This is a genomic window from Promicromonospora xylanilytica (assembly GCF_054782895.1).
In genome coordinates this window covers 321,853-343,090 of record NZ_BAAGRP010000002.1, presented here as the reverse complement: position 1 = coordinate 343,090, position 21,238 = coordinate 321,853, and the positions used below count along the sequence as shown (strand labels likewise).

At 71.9% G+C, this 21,238-nt stretch carries 20 protein-coding genes; 14 read left to right on the top strand and 6 right to left on the bottom strand.

All coding sequences use genetic code 11. The features are described from left to right. Positions 1 to 84 precede the first annotated feature (84 nt). The 9 genes from ACYVK7_RS03225 (at position 85) to ACYVK7_RS03185 (ending at position 10,359) form a co-directional block, all read left to right on the top strand. Positions 85 to 450, top strand: coding sequence for a hypothetical protein (locus tag ACYVK7_RS03225; protein ID WP_460886230.1), 366 nt, complete (start codon positions 85 to 87; stop codon positions 448 to 450). Then, entirely contained in the window at positions 450 to 1,106 is a 657-nt protein-coding gene (locus ACYVK7_RS03220) for a nucleotidyl transferase AbiEii/AbiGii toxin family protein (RefSeq protein ID WP_460886229.1), read from the top strand. The genes ACYVK7_RS03225 and ACYVK7_RS03220 overlap by 1 nt, the downstream gene beginning before the upstream one ends. Before the next feature lie 104 nt (positions 1,107 to 1,210). Continuing rightward, the gene (gene metG / locus ACYVK7_RS03215) at positions 1,211 to 2,929 is read left to right on the top strand and encodes a methionine--tRNA ligase (RefSeq protein ID WP_460886228.1); all 1,719 of its coding nucleotides are present in this window, start codon (positions 1,211 to 1,213) and stop codon (positions 2,927 to 2,929) included. A gap of 7 nt (positions 2,930 to 2,936) precedes the next feature. Further along, positions 2,937 to 3,938, top strand: coding sequence for a TatD family hydrolase (locus tag ACYVK7_RS03210; protein ID WP_460886227.1), 1,002 nt, complete (start codon positions 2,937 to 2,939; stop codon positions 3,936 to 3,938). 93 nt (positions 3,939 to 4,031) lie between these two features. Continuing rightward, positions 4,032 to 5,201 (top strand): aggregation-promoting factor C-terminal-like domain-containing protein, encoded by a 1,170-nt coding sequence (locus ACYVK7_RS03205; RefSeq protein ID WP_460886226.1) that lies wholly within the window; start codon positions 4,032 to 4,034, stop codon positions 5,199 to 5,201. 224 nt (positions 5,202 to 5,425) lie between these two features. After that, the gene (locus ACYVK7_RS03200) at positions 5,426 to 6,763 is read left to right on the top strand and encodes a ubiquitin-like domain-containing protein (protein WP_460886225.1); all 1,338 of its coding nucleotides are present in this window, start codon (positions 5,426 to 5,428) and stop codon (positions 6,761 to 6,763) included. 371 nt (positions 6,764 to 7,134) lie between these two features. Next, on the top strand, positions 7,135 to 8,487 hold the full coding sequence (locus ACYVK7_RS03195; protein WP_460886224.1) for an aggregation-promoting factor C-terminal-like domain-containing protein: 1,353 nt from the start codon (positions 7,135 to 7,137) through the stop codon (positions 8,485 to 8,487). A gap of 61 nt (positions 8,488 to 8,548) precedes the next feature. Then, complete coding sequence (rsmA, locus tag ACYVK7_RS03190; RefSeq protein ID WP_460886223.1) at positions 8,549 to 9,409, top strand: 16S rRNA (adenine(1518)-N(6)/adenine(1519)-N(6))-dimethyltransferase RsmA; 861 nt, start codon at positions 8,549 to 8,551, stop codon at positions 9,407 to 9,409. Continuing rightward, positions 9,406 to 10,359 carry a 4-(cytidine 5'-diphospho)-2-C-methyl-D-erythritol kinase gene (locus ACYVK7_RS03185; protein WP_460886222.1) on the top strand — a complete coding sequence of 318 codons (954 nt, stop codon included), beginning with the start codon at positions 9,406 to 9,408 and terminating at the stop codon, positions 10,357 to 10,359. The genes rsmA and ACYVK7_RS03185 overlap by 4 nt, the downstream gene beginning before the upstream one ends. A gap of 18 nt (positions 10,360 to 10,377) precedes the next feature. On the opposite strand, the gene ACYVK7_RS03180 is transcribed toward ACYVK7_RS03185, so the two are convergent. Continuing rightward, a complete protein-coding gene (locus ACYVK7_RS03180) occupies positions 10,378 to 11,187 on the bottom strand; it encodes an acetylxylan esterase (RefSeq protein ID WP_460886221.1) in 810 nt (269 codons plus the stop codon). Positions 11,188 to 11,272: 85 nt separating this feature from the next. Next, complete coding sequence (locus ACYVK7_RS03175; RefSeq protein ID WP_460886220.1) at positions 11,273 to 12,262, bottom strand: acetylxylan esterase; 990 nt, start codon at positions 12,260 to 12,262, stop codon at positions 11,273 to 11,275. Positions 12,263 to 12,464: 202 nt separating this feature from the next. On the opposite strand from ACYVK7_RS03175, the gene ACYVK7_RS03170 reads away from it, so the two are divergent. After that, positions 12,465 to 14,336 (top strand): ABC-F family ATP-binding cassette domain-containing protein, encoded by a 1,872-nt coding sequence (locus tag ACYVK7_RS03170; protein ID WP_460886219.1) that lies wholly within the window; start codon positions 12,465 to 12,467, stop codon positions 14,334 to 14,336. After that, a complete protein-coding gene (locus ACYVK7_RS03165) occupies positions 14,333 to 14,800 on the top strand; it encodes an Lrp/AsnC family transcriptional regulator (RefSeq protein ID WP_460886218.1) in 468 nt (155 codons plus the stop codon). Before ACYVK7_RS03170 ends, ACYVK7_RS03165 begins: the two co-directional genes overlap by 4 nt. 34 nt (positions 14,801 to 14,834) lie before the next feature. Here ACYVK7_RS03165 and ACYVK7_RS03160 read toward each other — a convergent pair whose 3' ends face one another. After that, positions 14,835 to 15,761 carry a S66 peptidase family protein gene (locus ACYVK7_RS03160; RefSeq protein ID WP_460886217.1) on the bottom strand — a complete coding sequence of 309 codons (927 nt, stop codon included), beginning with the start codon at positions 15,759 to 15,761 and terminating at the stop codon, positions 14,835 to 14,837. A gap of 57 nt (positions 15,762 to 15,818) precedes the next feature. Next, positions 15,819 to 16,361: a MarR family winged helix-turn-helix transcriptional regulator gene (locus tag ACYVK7_RS03155; protein ID WP_460886216.1), complete on the bottom strand. Its 543-nt coding sequence runs from the start codon at positions 16,359 to 16,361 to the stop codon at positions 15,819 to 15,821. A gap of 51 nt (positions 16,362 to 16,412) precedes the next feature. On the opposite strand from ACYVK7_RS03155, the gene ACYVK7_RS03150 reads away from it, so the two are divergent. From ACYVK7_RS03150 to ACYVK7_RS03140, 3 genes are all read left to right on the top strand, one after another. After that, positions 16,413 to 17,132, top strand: a complete 720-nt coding sequence (locus ACYVK7_RS03150) for an SDR family NAD(P)-dependent oxidoreductase (protein ID WP_460886215.1) — start codon at positions 16,413 to 16,415, stop codon at positions 17,130 to 17,132. Between the two features lie 183 nt (positions 17,133 to 17,315). Beyond that, on the top strand, positions 17,316 to 17,846 hold the full coding sequence (locus tag ACYVK7_RS03145) for a peptidoglycan-binding domain-containing protein (protein ID WP_460886214.1): 531 nt from the start codon (positions 17,316 to 17,318) through the stop codon (positions 17,844 to 17,846). 1 nt (position 17,847) lies between these two features. Then, positions 17,848 to 18,531: a hypothetical protein gene (locus ACYVK7_RS03140; protein ID WP_460886213.1), complete on the top strand. Its 684-nt coding sequence runs from the start codon at positions 17,848 to 17,850 to the stop codon at positions 18,529 to 18,531. 66 nt (positions 18,532 to 18,597) lie between these two features. Here ACYVK7_RS03140 and lat read toward each other — a convergent pair whose 3' ends face one another. After that, positions 18,598 to 19,905 carry an L-lysine 6-transaminase gene (gene lat, locus ACYVK7_RS03135; protein ID WP_460886212.1) on the bottom strand — a complete coding sequence of 436 codons (1,308 nt, stop codon included), beginning with the start codon at positions 19,903 to 19,905 and terminating at the stop codon, positions 18,598 to 18,600. A gap of 56 nt (positions 19,906 to 19,961) precedes the next feature. Beyond that, positions 19,962 to 21,233 (bottom strand): MFS transporter, encoded by a 1,272-nt coding sequence (locus ACYVK7_RS03130; protein ID WP_460886211.1) that lies wholly within the window; start codon positions 21,231 to 21,233, stop codon positions 19,962 to 19,964. Positions 21,234 to 21,238: the final 5 nt, after the last annotated feature.

The following is a 21,238-nucleotide window of genomic DNA, read 5'->3' as shown; positions in this document are numbered from 1 at the left end:
GCTGTGCATAACCTGTCGGTGAGAGCCGGCCTCGTCGTAGGCTCGAGGCAGAGGTCAGCACGAGCCCGGGAGGGGGTGAGCAGGATGCCCGCAGAACCTCGCGTGCACCGCACGGTGCCGCGCGGCTACGTCTATGCCGACCACATCCCGTATGCCACCCCGGACTCGCTGAGCGACCTGCGGGGGCCGACCTCGGGGGTGGTCACGGTGGGGCCGCACATCGACACGAGCATGAACCCGGTGTACGAGGTCTCGAACGTGCGGCGGGCCAGGGAGCTCTACAGCGCGACCGTTCGCGATGGTTCGGTCGACGACCAGGTGGCGATCCTGGACCGAGGTCTTCTGCTGCGGCTGTGGCCCCGGTTGGACCTGCCCGCCAGGTGCCGGGCTGTCTGGGAGCACAGGTTCCCCGAGCTCGCGGCACGCTCCAGAGCGGCGCGGGTCGCCTGATGCTCCCGTTCCATGAGCGCCTCGCCCGGATCGGGCTCGAGGCGCTGGAGAGCTACGGCTTCGTGCTCGCCGGTGGTTACGCGATCTCGACCAACGGCATCGGTGACCGGCCGTCGGCCGATGTCGACCTGTTCACCAACGTCTACGAGCCCAGTCTCTTCGAGATCTCGGTCGCCAAGCTGCGTGCGGCGTTCCTCGGTGTGGGCATGTCCGTGCACGACAACCGGATCGGTCAGACCTTCGCGGACTTCAGCGTGACCGACGACGCGACGCACGAGACGAGCTCGATCCAGATCGGGGTGAACTATCGGGAGTTCGCTCCCGCGACGTTCGAGATCGGCCCGGTGCTCGATGTCCGGGATGCGGTGGCGGGGAAGATGAGCGCCCTGTGGTCGCGTGGCGAGACCCGTGACTTCATCGATATCGACGCGGTGGTGCGTTCGGGACGGTTCTCTCGGGACGAGGTGCTCGCGATCGGGGACAGGCAGGAAGCGCTGCCGTTCGACCGGGGAATGCTGGCCGATCGCTTCCGCTCGGTGCGGGCAAAGAGCCCCGAGTCTTTCGAGGCGTACGAGGTAGGCGCCCACTGGCGCCGCGAGATCGTCGACCGCTTCCTCGACTGGGCCGACGAGATCGACCCCGCCGTCGTCCGCTGACCCGGCGGGACCCGTCACCACAGCCACGCGCGTAACCGGCTGGTTCCGGGGCTCTAGGATTGGAGAGAAGTTTTTCCCGTCCTTACGAATTGGAGCATCCAGCGATGGCTCGCCACCTTGTCACCAGTGCGCTTCCGTACATCAACGGCATCAAGCACCTGGGGAACATGGTCGGGTCGATGCTCCCGGCCGATGTCTACGCGCGGTATCTGCGCCAGCGCGGCCACGACGTGCTGTACATCTGCGCCACGGACGAGCACGGCACGCCCGCGGAGCTCGCCGCCGCGAAGGCCGGCCAGCCCGTCGCCGAGTTCTGCGCCCAGGCGTACGAGACTCAGAAGGAGATCTACGACGGCTTCGGCCTGACGTTCGACTACTTCGGCCGCAGCTCGTCGCCGCAGAACGCGGAGATCACCCAGCACTTCGCGCGGCGCCTGCACGAGAACGAGTTCATCGAGGAGCGCGCCATCCGGCAGGTCTACTCGCCGGTCGACGGGCGCTTCCTGCCCGACCGCTACGTCGAGGGCACGTGCCCCCACTGCGGTTACGACAAGGCGCGCGGCGACCAGTGCGAGAACTGCACCCGCGTGCTGGACCCGACCGACCTGATCAACCCCCGCTCGGCGATCAGCGGCTCCACCGAGATCGAGGTGCGCGAGACGACGCACCTGTTCCTGCTCCAGTCGAAGCTGCAGGGCGAGGTCGAGGCGTGGATCGACGAGAACAGCAAGGAGTGGCCGCTGCTCTCGACGTCGATCGCGCGCAAGTGGCTCGCCGAGGGGCTGCACGACCGCGCCATCACGCGTGACCTGGAGTGGGGCGTCCCGGTCCCGGCCGACACCTGGCCGGAGCTCGCCGCCGACGGCAAGGTCTTCTACGTCTGGTTCGACGCCCCGATCGAGTACATCGGCGCCACCAAGGAGTGGGCGGACGCCGCCGACGGCGAGAACCGGGACTGGAAGTCGTGGTGGTACGAGGCCACCGACGTCCGCTACACGCAGTTCATGGCCAAGGACAACGTCCCGTTCCACACGGTGATGTTCCCGGCCACGCAGCTCGGCGTCCGCGAGCCGTGGACCATGGTCGACTACGTCAAGGGCTTCAGCTGGCTCACCTACTACGGCGGCAAGTTCTCGACGTCGCAGCAGCGCGGCGTCTTCACCGACGCCGCGCTGGAGATCCTCCCGGCCGACTACTGGCGGTACTTCCTGATCGCGAACGCGCCGGAGTCGGACGACTCCTCGTTCACGTGGGAGCACTTCGCCGGCACGGTGAACAAGGATCTCGCCGACACGCTCGGCAACTTCGTGAACCGGGTCCTGACGTTCTCGGCCAAGCGGTTCGGCGAGACGGTCCCAGCGGGCGGTACGCCGGGTGCGGCTGAGGAGAAGCTCGGGGCGGAGGTCGCGCGGCTGCTCGCGGAGCTCGAGGAGCACATGGAAGCACTCCAGTACCGCAAGGCCGCGGGCGCCCTGCGCGCGCTCTGGTCGGCGGGCAACGCGTACCTGGTCGAGAAGGAGCCCTGGAAGCAGGTCAAGACCGACCAGGATGCCGCGGCCGTCACGCTGCGCACCGCGATGAACCTGATCCACCTGTACGCCGTGGTGTCCGAGCCGTTCGTCCCGGCGAGTGCGGCGGCGCTGCGGGGCGTGTTCGCCCTCGACGGCGACACCGCCACCTGGGTGACGCCCGAGGCGGCGTCGTCGCTCGACGTGGTTCCTGCGGGGGCGACCTTCTCGGTGCCGCCCGTGCTGTTCGCCAAGATCAGCGACGAGGACCTGGAAGGCTTCCGCGAGCGTTTCGGCGCCGGGCCGGTGGACTGACCCGGAGATGGCGAAGCGCACGCGCGAGCGCGGGTTCCCGGCCGAGCCGGAGCCGCTGCCCGTCCCTGTGGTGGACAACCACACCCACCTCGACAGCATCGCTGCCGTGCTCCCGGCCACGGCGCCGGACGGCGAGCCGGGCGACGCCTGGCCGCCGACGGTGGCGGACCACCTGGCCCGCGCGGCGGCGGCTGGCGTCGACCGTGTGGTCCAGGTGGGCTGCGACCTCCCGTCGGCCCGCTGGACCGCCGCCCTCCTCACCTCGTTGAGTGCTGGCTTTTCGCCCCCTGTCGGGGCTGGAACAGGGCGAAAAGCCAGCACTCAACGGGTGGCGGGGGTGGTGGGGGCTCTTGCCGTGCATCCCAACGAAGCCGTGCTGCATGCCGGCGTGCTCGAGGTGGGGCCCGACGGGCTCACGCCCCAGCCCGCGGCGCACCACGCGGTGGGGCTCGACGACGCGCTCGCCGAGATCGCAGACCTCGCGAAGGGAAACGACCGCGTCCGCGCCATCGGCGAGACGGGCATGGACCTGTTCCGCACGGGCCCGAGGGGTGAGCAGGTACAGCGGGAGAGCTTCCGTGCGCACATCGCCCTGGCCAAGGAGCTGGGTCTGGCCCTGCAGATCCACGACCGGGACGCGCACGCCCAGGTCATCGAGGTCCTGCTGGCAGACGGGGCGCCCGAGCGCACCGTCTTCCACTGCTTCAGCGGGGACGCCGAGATGGCTCGTGTCTGTGCCGAGAACGGCTGGTACCTGTCGTTCGCCGGGCCGGTCACGTTCAAGGCCAACCACGACCTGCGGGCGGCGCTGACCGCCGCGCCACGGCAGCTGGTCCTGCTGGAGACGGATGCGCCGTACCTCACGCCGCACCCGTTCCGGGGCCAGCCGAACGGCCCGTTCGCGGCCGCGCATACGGCCCGTTTCATGGCGGCTCACCTCGAAGAAGACCTCCGAAAGCTGTGCGCGGACATTGCCGCGAATTCGGAGCGCGTCTACGGCAGCTGGTGAGAACGGCCGGTTGATGCGAAGAATGTGGCATTTCATTTCCTGCCCACATGCCTTTTCCCGCACGGTTTGTTCCGTTACGGTCTGGTGCTCGTGGTGAGGTACGCACGGCCGTGGCTCGCGAGCCGAGCGGCCCGCTGGGTGGTCCGAGGTGTCGTCGTCGGCACGCTCGCCGCTGTGAGCGGTGTGTACGTCGCCAACGCGAACACCCTGACGATCGACTACAACGGCAACGTGCGCACGGTCGGCGTCTACGGGAGCACCGTCGCCGAGGCGCTCGCGTCACAGCACATCGAGCTGGACCGGGACGACGTCGTGCAGCCCGTCGGCGGGTCCGCTGTCGGGTCGGGCGACACCGTGGTGGTCCGCACCAGCCGTGAGGTGACGGTCGAGCTCGACGGGCAGGTCATCACGCTCCGTACCACCGCAGGCACCGTCGGCGAGCTGATGGCGGCCCTCGGGCCGCGCGGCGACGGCGCGCTCGCCACGGCGTCCCGCAACACCCGGTTGGACCGCGACCCGGTCCGGTTCTCCACGGTCAAGCAGGTGAACATCGCCGTTGACGGCTCGGTGCTCGAGTTCCACACCGCCCGGTCGACGGTGCGCGACGTGTTCGAGGAGGCGGGCATCTCACTCGCCGGGGGCGACGTCACCTCCGTGCCGCTCGACGCGGCGGCGGTGGACGGCATGGTGATCATGGTCAGCCGCGACGTGTCGTCGTCGCGCACGGTGACCGAGGTGCTGCCCTTCAAGACCGAGACGGTCGAGGACTCGAGTCTCCCGCAGGGATACGAGTCGATCCGCACCGCGGGCGTACCCGGTGAGGTCGAGATCAAGTACGCGGTCAAGACGGTTGGTGGTGCCGTCATCGAGCGCACGGAGGTGGACCGCAAGGTGGTCCGGGAACCCGTCGACGAGGTGGTCGTGGTGGGGACGATGGACGTGGCGACCGCGCCCGTCGACCCGGGCTCCGCCAGGGCCCTCGGCCAGGCGATGGCCGCGGAGCGCGGCTGGGGCGCCGACGAGTTCTCCTGCCTGGACCAGCTCTGGCAGAAGGAGAGCGGCTGGCGCTGGAACGCCGACAACCCCTCCAGCAGCGCGTACGGCATCGCGCAGGCGAACCCGGGCTCCAAGATGGCGACCGTCGGCAGCGACTGGTTGACCAACCCGGCGACCCAGATCGAATGGGGACTCGGGTACATCTCGGGCCGTTACGGGACCCCGTGCGGCGCATGGGCGCACTCGGTCGAGATCGGCTGGTATTGAGCCGCCCTTTCACCCGAAGACATTTGGGGTATTGCCGAGCGTTCCGGGCCATTTGCCGGCCGAATCGCCGAAAATCATCGAATAGGGCTTGCATTCGGTAACGGCGGGGTTACCGTCTCAAGGACCGCCGGATCGGTCGGTCGGGCCCGCGCCCCGCGCGGGAGGCGCGTGCGAGTCGTGCCGCCCCGGCCTCCGTGCCCGGACCGCTCGAGGACTGGACTCGCGTGACATCTCCGCATCCGGCTCAGGGCAGCCCCAGCAACTCAGTCATCAACCCTGAGGTCGACGGCGACGTCGGCATCACCGAGCTCTTCGGCCCGCCACCACCGGCGGACGAGGTCTTTCCCGCCGCGATGTTCGCGGCGGCCGGCACCGAGGCCGGCGTCATGTCCGACGTGATGGCCAGCCTTCCACCCGGCCATCCCTCCGGTCCGATGCCGGTCGTGGCCGTCGACGGCACCGTGCTGGGGCCCCCGCCCCCGCCTCCGCCCCCGCCGCCGCCCGAGCCGGAGCCGCCCAGGCGCCGCCGTGCCGTGGCGGTCCTCGCGAGCGTCGCGCTGGTCGCGATCGCGGGCACCGGGGGCGTCGCCGCCTACGGCGCGGCCCACAAGACCGTCACGCTCGACGTGGACGGCACGGTCACCACCGTCGAGACGTTCCAGGGCGACGTGGCCGACCTCCTGACCGACGAGGGTGTCGAGGTCAGCGGACGGGACTCCGTGACACCGAGCCTCGACGGAACACTGCGGGAGGGTGGCACCGTCGTGGTCCGCTACGGCCACAAGGTCACCCTGCGGGCCGACGGCGAGCGGCGGACCGCCTGGGTCACCGCGCTCGACGCCGACGAGGCACTGGCCGGTCTCTCCGAGGGGGCCGACGAGGTGGTCCTGCTCCCGGCCCGGGCGGACGGGACCGTGACGCTCCCTCTGCGGCTCGACGCCGACAGTCCCGTGAACCTGGTGGTGCGCGGCAAGACGCAGCAGGTGGCCGACGGCGACGTGATGCTCGACGAGCTGCTCGCCGCGCAGGACGTGTCGGTCGACGGGGACGACCGGGTGGCCGTCGAGCGCGACCGGGCGGCGGAGGCGGGCGCGCCCACGCTGACCGTCGTGGTCACGGAGGTGCAGAGCGTGATCGAGGAGACCTCGAGCGAGCTGCCGTTCGACACCGTGACGGCGACGGACCCGAACCACTACGCGGACCTCGGCCCGTACGTGGCGTCCGAAGGTGCGGTCGGCAAGCGCGTCACCTCGTGGGACGTCACCAAGGTCGACGGCAAGGTCGTGGACAAGGAGAAGCTGAACAGCTGGGTCGCGCAGGCACCCGTGGACAGGGTGATCATGTACGGCACCAAGGAACGACCCGAGCCCGAACCGGAACCGAAGCCGAAGCCGAAGTCGGAGTCGAAGCCCGAGTCGAAGTCCGAGCCCAAGCCGAAGTCGAAGTCCGAGCCCGAATCCGGGTCCCGGTCGAAGCCGAACGACGAGCCAGCGCCGGACTCGAAACCGGGGTCCGACGCGAAGCCTGAGCCGGCCAAGAAGCCCACGCCCGGCCAGCACTGACCAGCAGCCGACCTTCTGTCGACCCCCCAGGTGTGCCTCGCGGACTTGGACGCCCGTCCAGGACGAGTGACCGAGAACACACCGGGAACATCTCAAGACACTTGGCCGAGCGGTAACAAATCAGTTACGTTCGGTTGTCCTCGCTGGCGTGGGGGTGTGACGTGGTGTAGGCCACACGCATCTCAACGGCGGCAGGGCGGCACTGGCCGCGGCACGTCGCGGGTAGTGCGAGACCGCCGGATCGGCCGGTCGAGACCGCGACGGCTCGCAAGAGTCGCCTGGCCCCCAGGCCGCATCGTGGTAGGGACTCCCGCGCACGCGGGCGCCCCGGCTCGCCGCCCGTGCCCGGGACGTCCGACGACTGGACACGAGTGAACCCCCGTTTTGAGCAGCAGAGTTCTGGCTCCATCCCCAGCATCAACTCAGAGTCCGAGGCCCTGACACCTCAGGCCGCACCCTCGAAGCGTCGCCGTCGCTGGCCGCTCGTCGCCGGCCTCTCGGCCGTCGCGATCGTCGCGTCCGGGTCGGTGGCCTTCGCCGAGGCACAGAAGACCGTCACGCTCGACGTGGACGGCACCTCCAAGACCATCACCACCTATGCCGGCTCCGTCGAGGGCATGCTCGAGTCGCAGGGCGTCCGTCTGGGCGAGCGCGACGTCGTGGCCCCCGGGACCGACGCCAAGCTTTCCGACGGCGATCAGGTCGTGGTCCGCTACGCCCGGCAGGTCACCATGACCGACGGCGACAAGGAGCGCGACGTCTGGGTCACCGTCACCGACGCGAACGAGGCCCTGACGACGCTCGCCGAGCGCGGCGGCGACGTCGCCCTCGTGGCGTCGCGTGCCGGCGACCGCGTCTCGCTCCCGCTCCGCCTGAACGACGACGGACCCGTCGCCGTCGTGGCGGACGGTTCCACCCGCGTGGTCGAGGACCACGCCGCGAGCATCGACAGCGTCCTGAAGGACGTCGACGTCGAGGTCCGCAAGAACGACCTCGTGAGCATCGTGCCGGTCGCCGACCTCGCCAAGGACAAGGCGATCAAGCCCAAGGGCGCGAAGCAGGCCAAGGAGGCCGGGGCCGACGTCGCGGTCCAGGTGCAGCGCGTGGACACCAAGAAGGTCACCAAGAAGACCGACCTGGACTTCGACACGAAGACCGTCCAGGACGACGACCGCTACGTGGACGAGGGCGACCTGGTCCGCACCGAGGGCAAGGAGGGTGTGCGCACCCGCGTCATCCTGGTGCGTACGGTCGACGGCGAGGTCGTGCACCGCGAGGAGCTCTCCGACAAGGTCACCAGCAAGCCGGTCGACCGCGTCGTCGTCGAGGGCACCAAGGAGCGCCCGGTCGTCGAGGAGGCTCCGGTCGAGCCGGAGGTCGAGGCGGCCACCGAGGCGAGCGAGCCGAGCGCGCCCGCGCCGTCGGGCTCCGTCAAGGAGATCGGCCAGCAGATGGCCGCGGCCCGCGGCTGGACAGGCCAGGAGTGGACCTGCCTCGAGCTCCTGTGGGAGCGCGAGTCCGGCTGGAACTACCAGGCGGCCAACCCGTCGTCGGGTGCCTACGGCATCCCGCAGGCGCTGCCCGGCTCCAAGATGGGCTCCGCGGGCTCCGACTGGGCCACCAACCCCGCGACCCAGATCGAGTGGGGCCTCGGCTACATCGCCGACCGCTACGGCACGCCGTGCGGTGCGTGGGGCCACTCGGAGTCGGTGGGCTGGTACTGAGCCTCGCTGCGTGCCACCTCCGAGTGCGCTCGCCGCGATCGCTCCGGATAGGCTCCCCTGCATGAACGAAACCTCAAGCGCCCTGCTCGGTCCAGCGGAGATCCGCGACCTGGCAGGGCGTTTGGGCGTTCGGCCCACCAAGACGCTGGGCCAGAACTTCCTGCACGACGGTGGCACGGTCCGCAAGATCGTGCGCATCGCGAACCTGCGGCCGGGCGAGCGGGTGGTCGAGGTAGGCCCGGGGCTGGGCTCCCTGACGCTCGGCCTGGCGGAGGCCGGCGCCTCGGTGGTGGCGATCGAGATCGACCCGCTCCTGGCCGGCCAGATCGCCGAGACCGTGCGGTCCCGGTTGCCGGACGCCGACTTCGAGGTGGTGCTCTCCGACGCGATGGACGTGACCGTCCTGCCCGGCGACCCGCCCACGGCGCTCGTGGCGAACCTGCCGTACAACGTGGCCGTGCCCGTGCTGCTCACCATGCTGCAGCGGTTCGACTCCCTGGAACGTGTGCTCGTGATGGTCCAGGCGGAGGTCGCCGACCGGATCGCCGCGGTGCCGGGCTCGAAGATCTACGGCATCCCGTCGGTGAAGGCCGCCTGGTACGCGTCGGCCCGTCGGGTGGGGACCATCGGTCGCAACGTCTTCTGGCCCGCCCCGAACGTCGACTCCGCGCTGGTCTACCTGGAGCGCCGCGAGCCGCCGTCCACCACCGCGGCTCGGGAGCGGGTGTTCGCCGTCGTCGACACCGCGTTCGCACAGCGCCGCAAGACGCTGCGCGCCGCACTCGCCGGGCTGTTCGGCTCGGGTGCCGCCGCCGAGACGGCGCTCCGCGCCGCGGGCGTGGACCCGAGCGCGCGCGGCGAGACGCTCGTGGTCGAGCAGTTCGCCCGCATCGCGGAACAGCTCCCCGAGGGGGTCGCGTGAGCGCGCACCTCAGCGCGGCTCCGCCGCCCTCCGTCCGCGTCCGCGCGCCGGGCAAGGTCAACCTCGCGCTGCGCGTCGGGCCCGTCGGCAGCGACGGGTACCACCCGCTGGCGACCATCTTCCAGGCCGTGTCCCTGTTCGAGGAGGTCACCGCCCGGCAGGCCGCGCCAGGATCCGGCATCTCGCTGACCGTCTCGGGGCCGCAGGCCGATGCCGTGCCGACCGACGAGTCCAATCTCGCGTGGCGGGCCGCCGCGCTGCTCGCGGAGCGCACGGGCCTGCCCGCCGACGTCGGGCTGCACATCACCAAGGGCGTGCCGGTCGCCGGTGGCATGGCCGGCGGCTCCGCCGACGCCGCCGCCGCGCTCGTGGCCTGTGACGCGCTCTGGGACGCCGGCCTGCCGCGTCAGGAGCTGGTCGAGCTGGCCGCCGAGCTCGGCGCGGACGTGCCGTTCTCGCTGCTGGGGCACACCGCGGTGGGCACGGGCCGGGGAGACCTCCTCACCCCGGCGATGACGCGCGGCGAGTTCCACTGGTGCTTCGCGACGCAGCGCACGGGTCTGTCGACGCCGAGCGTGTTCCGCCGGTTCGACGAGCTGGCCGGACCGTCGACGCCCCACGTGGCCCCCGCGGCCGACGACACCGAGCTCATGCACGCGCTGCGTGCCGGGGACGCCGTGGCGCTCGGTAAGGCGCTGCACAACGACCTGGCGGCGCCCGCACTGGACCTGCGGCCCGAGCTCGCCGCCGTGCTGGAGGTCGCCACCGACTCGGGCGCGCTGGGCGTGGTCGTCTCCGGTTCGGGACCGACGGTCGCGGCGCTCGGCCGCTCGCGGCAGCACGCGCTCGCGCTGGGCGCCGCGTGGACGGCGGCCGACGTCGTCGACGCGGTCTGGTGCGCGACCGGTCCGGCCCCGGGCACCCAGATCGTCACCTCGATCTCCCGCTGACCCCCGGCGCCACAGGGGTCAGTAGGCGACCTGGGGAACGAAGACGTCCTTCAGGTGGGTGTGCGCCGCTATCCAGCGGGCGCGCCGTGCTGCCGCGTTGCTCTCCGTGGTCAGGACGCACTCGACCACCCGCTCGACCGAGCCCGTCATCGCGGCAAGGGCCAGCGCCGCGTTGAAGCCCCACTCCTCCAGCAGCACCTGCGCTCCGGCACCCTGGGTGAGCTGCAGCGGCGTGCTCGCCCGGCGGGCGAACGCGACCAGCGAGTCCTTGTGCGCGGCGGGGATGTCGCCCTCGACCAGGGCGCACGCGAGATCGGGCAGCAGCCCGGCCGCGGCGACGACGGCCGCGGCCACCGGGCCGCTGCCGAGCACGGCGATCCGTGAGGGGTCCACGCTCGCGAGCGTCCGCAGCGCCTGCACCGCCCGGACGGCGTCGGTGAAGACGCCACGGTTGTACGGGTCGTCGAGGTCGTCCGGGGGCAGCTCGACCACCAGGTGGGCGAACCCGTCCGGCGCGAGCCACTCGAGGTCACGGCCGGCGGCACGGCCGGCGGGCCGCAGCTCGACCACGCCCGGCAGCGTGGCGTCGGCCTGCGACGGGGCGATGAGCCGACCCGTCACGGGGCGGCCCTCGAACCCGGCGTAGGTCACGGCCTCGGCCGTGAGGTCCTTGGCGCGGGTGGACGCAGCGGTCAGCACGGGCGCCACCTCGATGCCGCGGTGCGCGGCGAGGTTCTGCGTCCAGAACAGGTCGAAGCTCGCGGGCTCGTCGGTGGCGGGCGGCGTGGCCGGCGTCACCGTGACGAGCGGCAGATCGTACTCAGGCACGGGTGGACCTCCGGGGATGGGCGTGCGCTGGGAGCCTACCGCCCGGGCGCGACAGGCATTTTTCCGGTTCGAGCAGTCCCGGCGGTCAGATGATCTTGCCCAGCCACGCGAGCTTGCGCGGGAAGCGGTAGTCCCCGCCGCCCTCGTGGTTGTTGTACGGGTAGACGTCGATGTCCTTCAGCACCGGTTCGGCCTGCCCCGGAGCCCAGCTGTTGAACGCGGCGTACACGGTGGACGGCGGGCAGGTGGCGTCCATGAGGGCGACCGAGAACAGACCTGCCGAACGCGCCCGGCGGGCGAACGAGACCCCGTCCAGGTAGGAGAAGGTGCGCCAGACCTGCGCCTCGACCGAGGGATCGCGGTACACGGACAGGAACTTCGTGATCTCGCCGTACGGGAGGTTGTCCGTGATCGACACGGCGCGACGGTAGTGGCTCAGGAACGGCACGTCCGGCATCGCTGCCACGACGTCGGGCACCAGGCCGGCCACCGCGATGGTGATGCCGCCGCCCTGGCTGACTCCGCTCACCGCCACGCGCTCCGGGTCCAGTCCGGGGACGGCACGCACCGCGTCGACGGCGCGGACTCCGTCGGTGAAGACGCGACGGTAGTAGTGGTCGTGCGGGTCGAGCACGCCGCGGGTCATGAACCCGGGAGTCGCGGGCCCGGAGCCCACCGGGTCCGGCGTGTCCCCACCGGTGCCCCAGCCCGAACCCTGGCCGCGGGTGTCCATCCGCAGGTGCGCGTACCCGGCCGCCGCCCAGTGGATCTTCTCGTGCGGCAGACCGCGCCCACCGCCGTAGCCCTCGTACTCCACCACCACGGGGAGGTCGCCGTCGGCGTGCGCCGGCCGGGTGAGCCAGGCCTTGACCGGATGGCCGCCGAAGCCGGGGAACGTGACGTCGTCGACCACTACCTCGGTGAGCCCGATGTCGATGCGCTCCACGGTGGGTGCCTGGCCGAACGCGCGCGCCTCCGTGAGGGTCGCCGACCAGAACTCGTCGAAGTCGCCGGGCTCGTCGATCTCGGGGACGTACGTCTCGAGATCGGGCAGCGGCATGTCGAACTGGGCCACGTGGTGCTCCTCGGCATAGTCGTCTACGTGCTCGACGGGCCCACGCGGGCGCGGTCGCCGTCGACGGTGGACAGACTAGCCGGGGCATCCGACATCGAGTAGACGCCGTTCGCCGCCCGGCAGGGCGCCGTCCGCCGCCCGCCGGCGGACCGGATGGCGGTGGGTGTCCGGTTCCCGGCCCGTGGCGAACTACCCTTCTTAGGTGGCACATCTACTCGGCGCGGACGGCATCGCGCTGACCATCGGTACTCGCACCCTCCTGTCCGACGTCTCCCTCGGGCTCGACGACGGCGACCGCGTCGGCGTGGTCGGACCCAACGGCGCGGGCAAGTCGACCCTGCTGCGCATCCTCGCCGGCACCTCGCGGCCCGACGCCGGCCGCGTCACCCGGGTGGGCGGCTCGACCCTCGGCATGCTCGACCAGCGGGACGAGCTGGTCGAGGGCGCGACGGTGCTCGACATCGTGCACGGCGACGCCGAGACCCACGTCTGGGCGTCCGACGCACGGGTGCGCCAGGTACAGGACGGGCTGCTCGCCGACCTCGGCTGGGACGCGCCCGTCGCCAAGCTCTCCGGCGGCCAGCGCCGCCGCGTGGCGCTGGCGGCCCTGCTCGTGCAGGACCCGGACGTGCTGCTGCTCGACGAGCCGACCAACCACCTCGACGTCGAGGGCGTCGCCTGGCTCGCGGCCCACCTGCGGGAACGGTACGGACGGCCAGGGACGACCGGTGCCCTCGTGGTCGTGACGCACGACCGCTGGTTCCTCGACGAGGTCTGCTCCCGCATGTGGGAGGTGCGCGGGGACGACACCGGAGCCATCGACGGGTACGAGGGTGGCTACGCTGCCTACATCCTCGCGCGCGCCGAACGTGCCCGCCAGGCCGCGACGGCCGCCGAGAAGCGCGACAACCTGCTGCGCAAGGAGCTCGCGTGGCTGCGCCGCGGCGCGCCGGCCCGCACGTCCAAGCCGAAGTTCCGGCTCGACGCCGCGTCCGCGCTGATCGACGACGAGCCGCCGCCACGGGACTCGATGGAGCTGACCCGGATGGCGACGCGGCGGCTGGGGAAGGACGTGCTGGACCTGGAGTCCGTCAGCGTCACCGTCCCCGGCAAGGTGCTGTTCGACGACGTGACCTGGCGCCTCGGCCCCGGCGACCGGTACGGCGTCGTCGGCGTCAACGGCGCGGGCAAGACGACGTTGCTCGCCCTGCTCGCCGGCCGCCGCGAGCCCGACTCCGGCCGGGTCAAGCGCGGCAAGACGATCCACGTCCGCGAGCTCTCGCAGGACGTCGCCGAGCTGGACGAGCTCGGGGGCCTCACCGCGGTCCAGGTGGTCGAGCAGGAGAAGGGCCGGGTCGTCGTCGACGGCAAGGAGCTGACGGCGTCCCAGCTCACCGAGAAGCTCGGCTTCACCCGGGAGCGTGCCTACACCCTCGTGCGCGACCTGTCCGGCGGCGAGCGGCGCCGGCTCCAGCTGCTGCGCCTGCTGGTGGCCGAGCCCAACGTGCTGCTGCTCGACGAGCCCACCAACGACCTCGACACCGACACCCTCGCCGCGGTCGAGGACCTGTTGGACGGGTGGCTGGGCACGCTGATCGTCGTCTCGCACGACCGCTACCTGCTGGAGCGCGTGGCGGACCGGCAGGTCGCGCTGCTCGGCGACGGGAGCATCCGCGACCTGCCCGGCGGGGTCGAGGAGTACCTGCGGCTCCGCGCGGCGGCCAAGGCGGCCGGGGCGTCCGCCTCGGGCACACCGGCCGGCGCGGGCACGGGTGCGGCGGGCGGTCCGGCGGCGAGCGGGGCGGTGCCGGACGCCGCCCCGGTGTCGGGCGGAGCCCCCGGTGGGGAGGCGGTCAACCAGCGTGACGTTCGCGCGGCGAAGAAGGAGGCCTCCCGGATCGAGCGCCGGCTTGCGAAGATTGCCCAGAAGGAGGCCGAGCTGCACGAGAGCATCGCGCAGCAGGCAACGGACTACCAGGCTGTCGCCCGGCTGGACGCGGAGCTCCGCGACCTGGCGAGCGAGCGCGACGAGCTCGAGCTGGCCTGGTTGGAAGCGGCGGAGGTGGCGGGATGACCGACAACGATCAGGCACCGCTCGACGGGGTCGATCGAGCCCTCGTCGACGCGCTGCGCAAGGACGGGCGCACCACGCTCGCGGTGCTGTCCGAGATCTCGGGGCTGTCCTTGTCCGCGGTGCAGGTGCGGGTGCGCAAGCTGGAGGCCCGCGGCGTCATCACGGGCTACCGGGCCGTGGTGAACGCCGAGGCAGTCGGGCTGCCGCTCTCCGCCTTCATCGAGATCACCCCGCTGGACCAGGCGCAGGAGGACGACGCGCCCGAGCGCCTGCGCGGCATGCCGGGCATCGAGTCCTGCTACTCGGTGGCGGGCAACGCGAACTACCTGCTCACGGCCCGGGTGGCGTCGCCGCGCGCGCTGGAGGAGCTGCTGGGCCGCATCCGCCGCACGGCCAAGGTCTCGACGCGCACCACGGTGGTGCTGCAGACGTACTTCGAGGGGCAGACGACCGAGCCGGGCTGACGGCCGGCCGCCTCGAAGGAGAGAACGGGCCGACTCAGCGCTGTGCCAGGGCGGGCTGGTCCAGCGTGAGCGTGCCCGCGTCGGCGTCCAGCACGACCGGCACGCCGAGCGGCACGGTGAACGGGTCCGGCCCGTGGCCGAACCCGAGCTCGCCGACGATCGGGATGTCGAGCGGCCCCAGCAGGTCCAGGACCACGGGCTCGACCGGCTCGCAGTCCCGCCACGACCCGAGCACGATCCCCACCGCGCCGTCGAACCAGCCGGAGCGCAGCAGGAACGTGAGGAACGAGTCGACCCGGTAGGCCCGCTCGTCGACGTCCTCCAGCAGGACGATCCCGCCCGCGGCGGACGGCTGCGTCGGGCCGCGCCCGACGGACGTCGCCAGGAGCGAGAGGCAGCCGCCGGTCGTGATGCCGCGGGCCGTCCCGCCCACCAGGGTGTGCGCGAAGGGGCCGGAGACCTTCTGCGTGGTATCCGGCTCGAACAGCGTGCGCCGCAGGTGCTCGCGTGCCGTCGGTGACTCGAGGAACGACACGGTCCCCGACATCGGGCCGTGCAGGGACACGAGCCCGAGGTGGGTCGCGACCGCCTGGTGCAGCACCGTGCAGTCGCTGTAGCCGACGAGCACCTTCGGGTCGGTCGCGGCCAGCGCGTCCCAGTCGACGAGGTCGACCATCCGGCTCGCCCCGTAGCCGCCGCGCGCGGTGAAGACCGCCCGGACGTCGGGATCGAGCCACGCCTCCTGGAAGTCGGCGGCACGCGCCGCGTCGGAGCCCGCCAGATAGCCGTGTCTCGGGTGCGTGTCCAGGACATGGGGCATCACCTGCACGTCGAGCCCCCATCCGCGGAGGTGCGCGACGCCGTCGTCGAGCCGCTCCGGTGGTACCGGACCGGACGGGGCGACGACGGCCACGGTGTCACCGGGACGTAGTCGCGGCGGACTGGTCAGGGGCCGCAGCATGGCCTGAGACTACCTTTCGCGCGGGCGGGTGTCCGTGGGCTCCGGCACGCCGCGCCGCTATCCGGGTTCTCGTTCTGCCGGGCCGGCGGCCCCCCAGGCGGACGTGAGCCGGCCGAGCAGCTCGCCCAGCGTCCGGCGGTCCTGCGGGGACAGGCCGCCGATCAGCTCCTCCTCGTGCGCGAGCAGGGCGCGCACCGCGCGTTCGACCAGCTCGTGCCCGGCGGCGGTCAGGGTCACGGCCACCGCGCGCCGCCCGGCGTCGGACGGCGACCGCGTCACCAGGCCGGCCTGCTCGGCCCGTGCCACGCGCTGCGAGATCGCGCCCGCGGTCACGAGGGTCTGCGCCGCCAGCTCGCGCGTCGTCAGCGCCCACGGCTCGCCCGAGCGCCGCAGGGTGCTGAGCAGGTCGAGGGTCGCCGGGTCGATCCCGATCCGGTGCAGGGTCCTGCGCCGGTCGTCGGCGAGAGCCTTCGCGGCTCGCCACAGCGGGGTGATCACGCCGATGGACGACACCGGCACGCCCGGAAGCTCGCGTTCCCACGCGGTCGCGATCGACTCGGGCGGAACGGCCGACGTCGAGTCGAAGGGGTACTCGGTCACTGGACCCTCCTGTATGTTTAGATCTAAACGTACAGGATCGGAGGCAGTGGCATGCCCAGACTTGTTCTCGTCACCGGGGGTTCCGGTGGCATCGGGAGTGCGGTGGCGCGCCGTTTCGTCGAGCAGGGCGACCACGTCGTCATCACCGGCCGCGACGCGGTGCGGCTCGAGCGGTCGGCACAGGAGACGGGCGCGCGCGGGGTGCGCTGCGACGTCGGGCGGCCGGACGGCGTGGCGGAGCTGACGGAGCGGCTCGGCGCACCCGTCGACGTCCTCGTGGCCATGGCGGGCGGTAACACCGACTTCGACCGGCCGGAGCCGGTCGGCCTCGCGCAGCTCGCCGACGCCTGGCGCGCCAACCTCGACGCGAACCTGCTCAGCACCGTGCTGGTGGCCACCGCGGTCCTGGAAACCATGCCGCCCGGCGGGTCCGTGGTGACCGTCGGCTCGATCGGCGCCGAGTACGCGGGCACGTCGTACGGCGTCGCCAAGGCGGCGGTCCAGGCGTGGACCGCAGGGCTGTCCGCGTCGGTCGGCCCGCGCGGGATCACCGCGAACTGCGTGGCGCCCGGCTACATCGCCGAGACCGGCTACTTCAAGGACCGCCTCACCGAGCAGCGTCGAGACCGGCTGGTCGCCGCCACGCACGACGGCCGCGCGGGCCTGCCCGACGACGTCGCCGCCCTGGTCTCGTTCCTGGCCTCGCCCGGCGCCCGGCACCTCACGGGCCAGACGCTGCACGTCAACGGCGGCGCCCACACGACCCGGTGAGGGGGCAAGGCGGTTAACTGCACTTCGTCCTGGTGCGTCGCTTCCGTCTTGTAAGGGCGGATTGTTACGCTCGGCGTCGCCAGCACATCGTCCGGCGCCGTGCCCCACCCCGCGAAGCGTCCTCGCCTCGCGCGGGCCCCCGTGGGTGCCCCGGTGCCGGGCAGACGAAGGAGCCCCGAGTCAATGCCCACGACCCGAACCTGGCTGCAGGCGGGCGGTGGCACCGTGGCCGCTGCCCTGATCATCGCCGCCGTGGCGCAGGCGATGAACTCGAGCGCGATGTGGGTGTCCAACGATCCGGTCGGCGAGTGCGGCCGGACCTCCGGGGGCGCTGTGGTCGCGGTCCAGAACGTGCTGTCGGCCGGTACCGGGCTCAAGCCCGTGGACGGGTCGTGGGACGCGGACTCGGAGGCGGCGACCAAGGCGTTCCAGGCCTACAACGGGCTGCCGGTCAACGGGTGCGTGGACACCGGCACCTGGGTCACCATGCGCGCGCTGGTCGTCTCGCTGTGCGACCCGGAGTTCGACTGCCGCGGCCCCGACCACCGCGTGCGCTACGGCGCCCCGGGCGGTGCCCGGGAGGCCTACTTCGCCGAGAACGACTGCGACTGGGGGTCGTACGTGCTGCCGGGCGTGGCGCGCAGCCCGGTCTCGTCGAACAAGGTCATGGCGCTCTCGCGGAACGCAGTCACCGAGATCGAGTGCGAGGGCTGACGTGGTCACGACCATCGAGGAGCCGCGCATCCGGCCCGAATGGCTGCTCGGCGGTGCGGTGACGCTGCTCGGCGCGATCATCATCGTCGTGGTCACGCTGGTTCTCGGGGCGCGCGAGGACGAGCCCGTCGTCGCTCCGGTGGACGCCACCGAGCTGACGGCCGGCACCTGCGCCGAGGACCTGCGGCAGCCCCACTGGATGCCCGAGTCCGTCAAGAGCGCGGTGGCCGAGTGCCCCGCCGACATCTCGGCCCGGATCGGTCGCACGACGGCGGAGGACCACCTCGGCACCTGGATCGGCTACCCGCTGGACGGCGAGGAGAACGAGGAGACGTTCCCCGAGGGACCGGGTCAGGCGTGGCCGGAGGAGGAGGTCCGGGCCGGCGCGTACCACCCGCAGAACGTCATCACGTATGTGGCGTACCCGGGGTCGGCGGAACTGTCCGACGAGCTGTCCGGCGACAACGTGACGGTCGAGTCGGAGGACCTGCCGGAGTCGGGGCACACGGCACGGGTCACCCGCGTGGACAACAACGGGTTCGGCCCTGTGCGGGTCGAGTGGTCCGACGACCTGGGCTCGTACCTGCTGCTGGCCACGGTCGGCCGCACTCCGACCGGGAACGCGGGACCGACCGTGGCGGAGCTGATCCGCATCGCGGACAGCGTGGCGGCGGAGGACGAGTAGCCACGACGAGCAGCCCACGACACGTCAGACGCTCAGGTCACCCGAGCGACCTGAGCGTCCGACAGGTCAGAGGGTTTCCGTCAGGACCTCGTCCAGGGCCTGCACGCCCGCCTCGAGGGCCTCGGCGGAGACCGTCAGCGCCGGGCGGAACCGCACCGACCGCTCGCCGCAGCCCAGCAGCAGCACGCTGCGCTCGGTGAGCGCGGCGAGCACCTGGTCGCGGACCGCGCGCGACGGCAGCGTCATCGCGCACATGAGGCCCTTGCCGCGCACATCGGTCACGCCGTCGTGCCGGGTCGCCAGCTCGGTGAGCGCGTCGTGCAGGGTCTTGCCCATGGTGCGGGCCCGCTCGACCAGGCCCTCTGCCTCGTAGGTCTCGAGGATCCGGCGCGAGCGCACCATGTCGGTGAGGTTGCCGCCCCAGGTCGAGTTGATGCGCGACGAGACGGCGAACGCGTTGTCCGGGACCTCGTCGACGCGACCGCCGGCCATGATGCCGCAGACCTGCGTCTTCTTGCCGAAGGCGACGACGTCGGGCGTGACGCCCAGCTGCTGGTACGCCCACGTGGTCCCGGTGATCCCCGCGCCGGTCTGGACCTCGTCCACGATGAACAGCGCGTCGAACTCCCGGCACAGCGCCTGCATGCCCTGCAGGAACGAGGGGCGGAAGTGGTGGTCGCCGCCCTCACCCTGGACGGGCTCCATGATGAACGCCGCGACGTCGTGCGGGTTGGCCTCGAACGCGGCACGGGCGGCGCCGAGCGCCTCGGCCTCCGCCGCGTCCATGTCCTTGCCCTCCGCGATGTACGGCGAGGGGATGCGCGGCCAGGCGAACTTGGGGAACCGCGCCACCTTGCCCGGCTCGGTGTTCGTGAGCGACATCGTGTAGCCGGAGCGGCCGTGGAACGCGTGCTCCAGGTGCATCACCTGGGTGCCGAGCTCGGGGGAGCGGCCGTTCGCCTCGTTGAGGCGGGACTTCCAGTCGAACGCGACCTTGAGCGCGTTCTCGACGGCGAGCGCTCCACCGTCGATGAAGAACAGGTGGGGCAGCGCCGGGTCGCCGAGCACACGCGCGAAGGTGTCGGCGAAGCGCGCCATCTCGACCGTGTAGATGTCGGAGTTCGACGGCTTGTTGATCGCCGCGGTGGCGAGCTCCTCGCGGAACGCCGCGTCGTCGGCCAGGGCGGGGTGGTTCATGCCGAGCGGCGAGGAGGCGAAGAACGTGAACAGGTCGAGCCACTCGCGGCCGTCGCGCGCGTCGACGAGTGTGGAGCCGTGCGACCGGGTGAGATCGAGGACGAGGTCGAACCCGTCGACCAGGAGGTGCTCGCGGAGGGTGGGGAGCACTGCGGTGGGCTCAAGATGTGTCGTCATGCTGGAAAGGTAGGCAATCATCCTGCCAGGTTTCAATGACTCTGGAAATGTTCCTGTCAGGAACGCCTGCGCCTGGGGCGGCGTGTCGCGATCAGCTCGGCGGTGCCCAGGGCGAGCGTGGACCCGAGGATCACCAGGAGCGGTGCGTTCCACCCGCCGGACACCGAGAGCACCGCACCGATCACGGCGGGCGCTGTCGCCGCCACCGCGTAGCCGAACGCCTGGACGGCGGCCACCGTGCGGCGCGTCTGCGCGACGGTGCGGCACCGCTGCGCGACGAGTGTGAAGATCACCACGAAGTTCCCGCCCTGGGCGACCCCGGCGAGGCTCACCCACAGCAGCCACCACTGCGGCGCCAGCAGGAGGCCGGCGGGCAGGGCGAGCCACAGCAGCGCCATCGTCACCGCGGCCCACCGCATCGGGACCCGTGCGGCGAGGGCGAGCGGGACCAGCACGCTGCCCGCGATGGCCAGGCCCTGGAACGGCGCCGCGGCGTTGCCCGCCGTGGCCACGGACAGGTCCAGCAGGTCGCGCAGCAGCTCGGGCAGCCAGCCGGTGACCGCGTAGTACGAGAACGACTGTCCCGCGAACGCCACGGTCAGCGCCCAGGTGATCGGACGGCGCAGCACACCGCCCCAGGTCTCGTCGGGTTCCTCGGAGCGGTGCGGGGTGGGGGGCGTGGCGGGCACGACCCCGTCGTCGTCCACGTGCGGGTCCGGCGGGGGCGCCGCCCGGGCGAACTGCGGGTCCGGCAGCCGCCGGGTGGTGACGAGCCACACGACCAGCGCCACCGCCGCGACGAGCGACCACGACGCGATGGCGCCCTGCCACCCCAGCAGGGCCGCGAACGGTGCGGTCAGGGACGTGGCGAAGACCGACCCGAGGTTCATGGTCGACGAGTAGAGGCCCGTCGCCAGCGCCGCCCTGGCCGGGAAGTCCCGCGCGATGATGACGGGAACCACCACGTTGCCCACCGTGATCGCGGAACCCAGCACCACCGTCCCCGTGAACGCGGCGACCACACCGACCGTGCCGGTTCCCGCCGACCGGATGAGCGTCCCCGCGATCACGCCCACCAGCGCGACCGTGACCGCCGCGTACGGCCCCAGCCGGGAGATGAGCGCGGACGCCGCCGGCGCCACCACGCTGAAGCAGAGGGCGGGGATCCCCACGAGCAGTCCGGCGAGGGTCTGGTCCAGGCCGAGGCCGGCCGCGACGTCGGCCATGACCGGCGGGAGAGATGTGATGGGGGTGCGCAGGTTCAGCGCGAAGACAAGGACCGCGACGAGCAGCGCCGAGCCGCCAGCCGCTGTGCGGATGTTGCTCATGATGC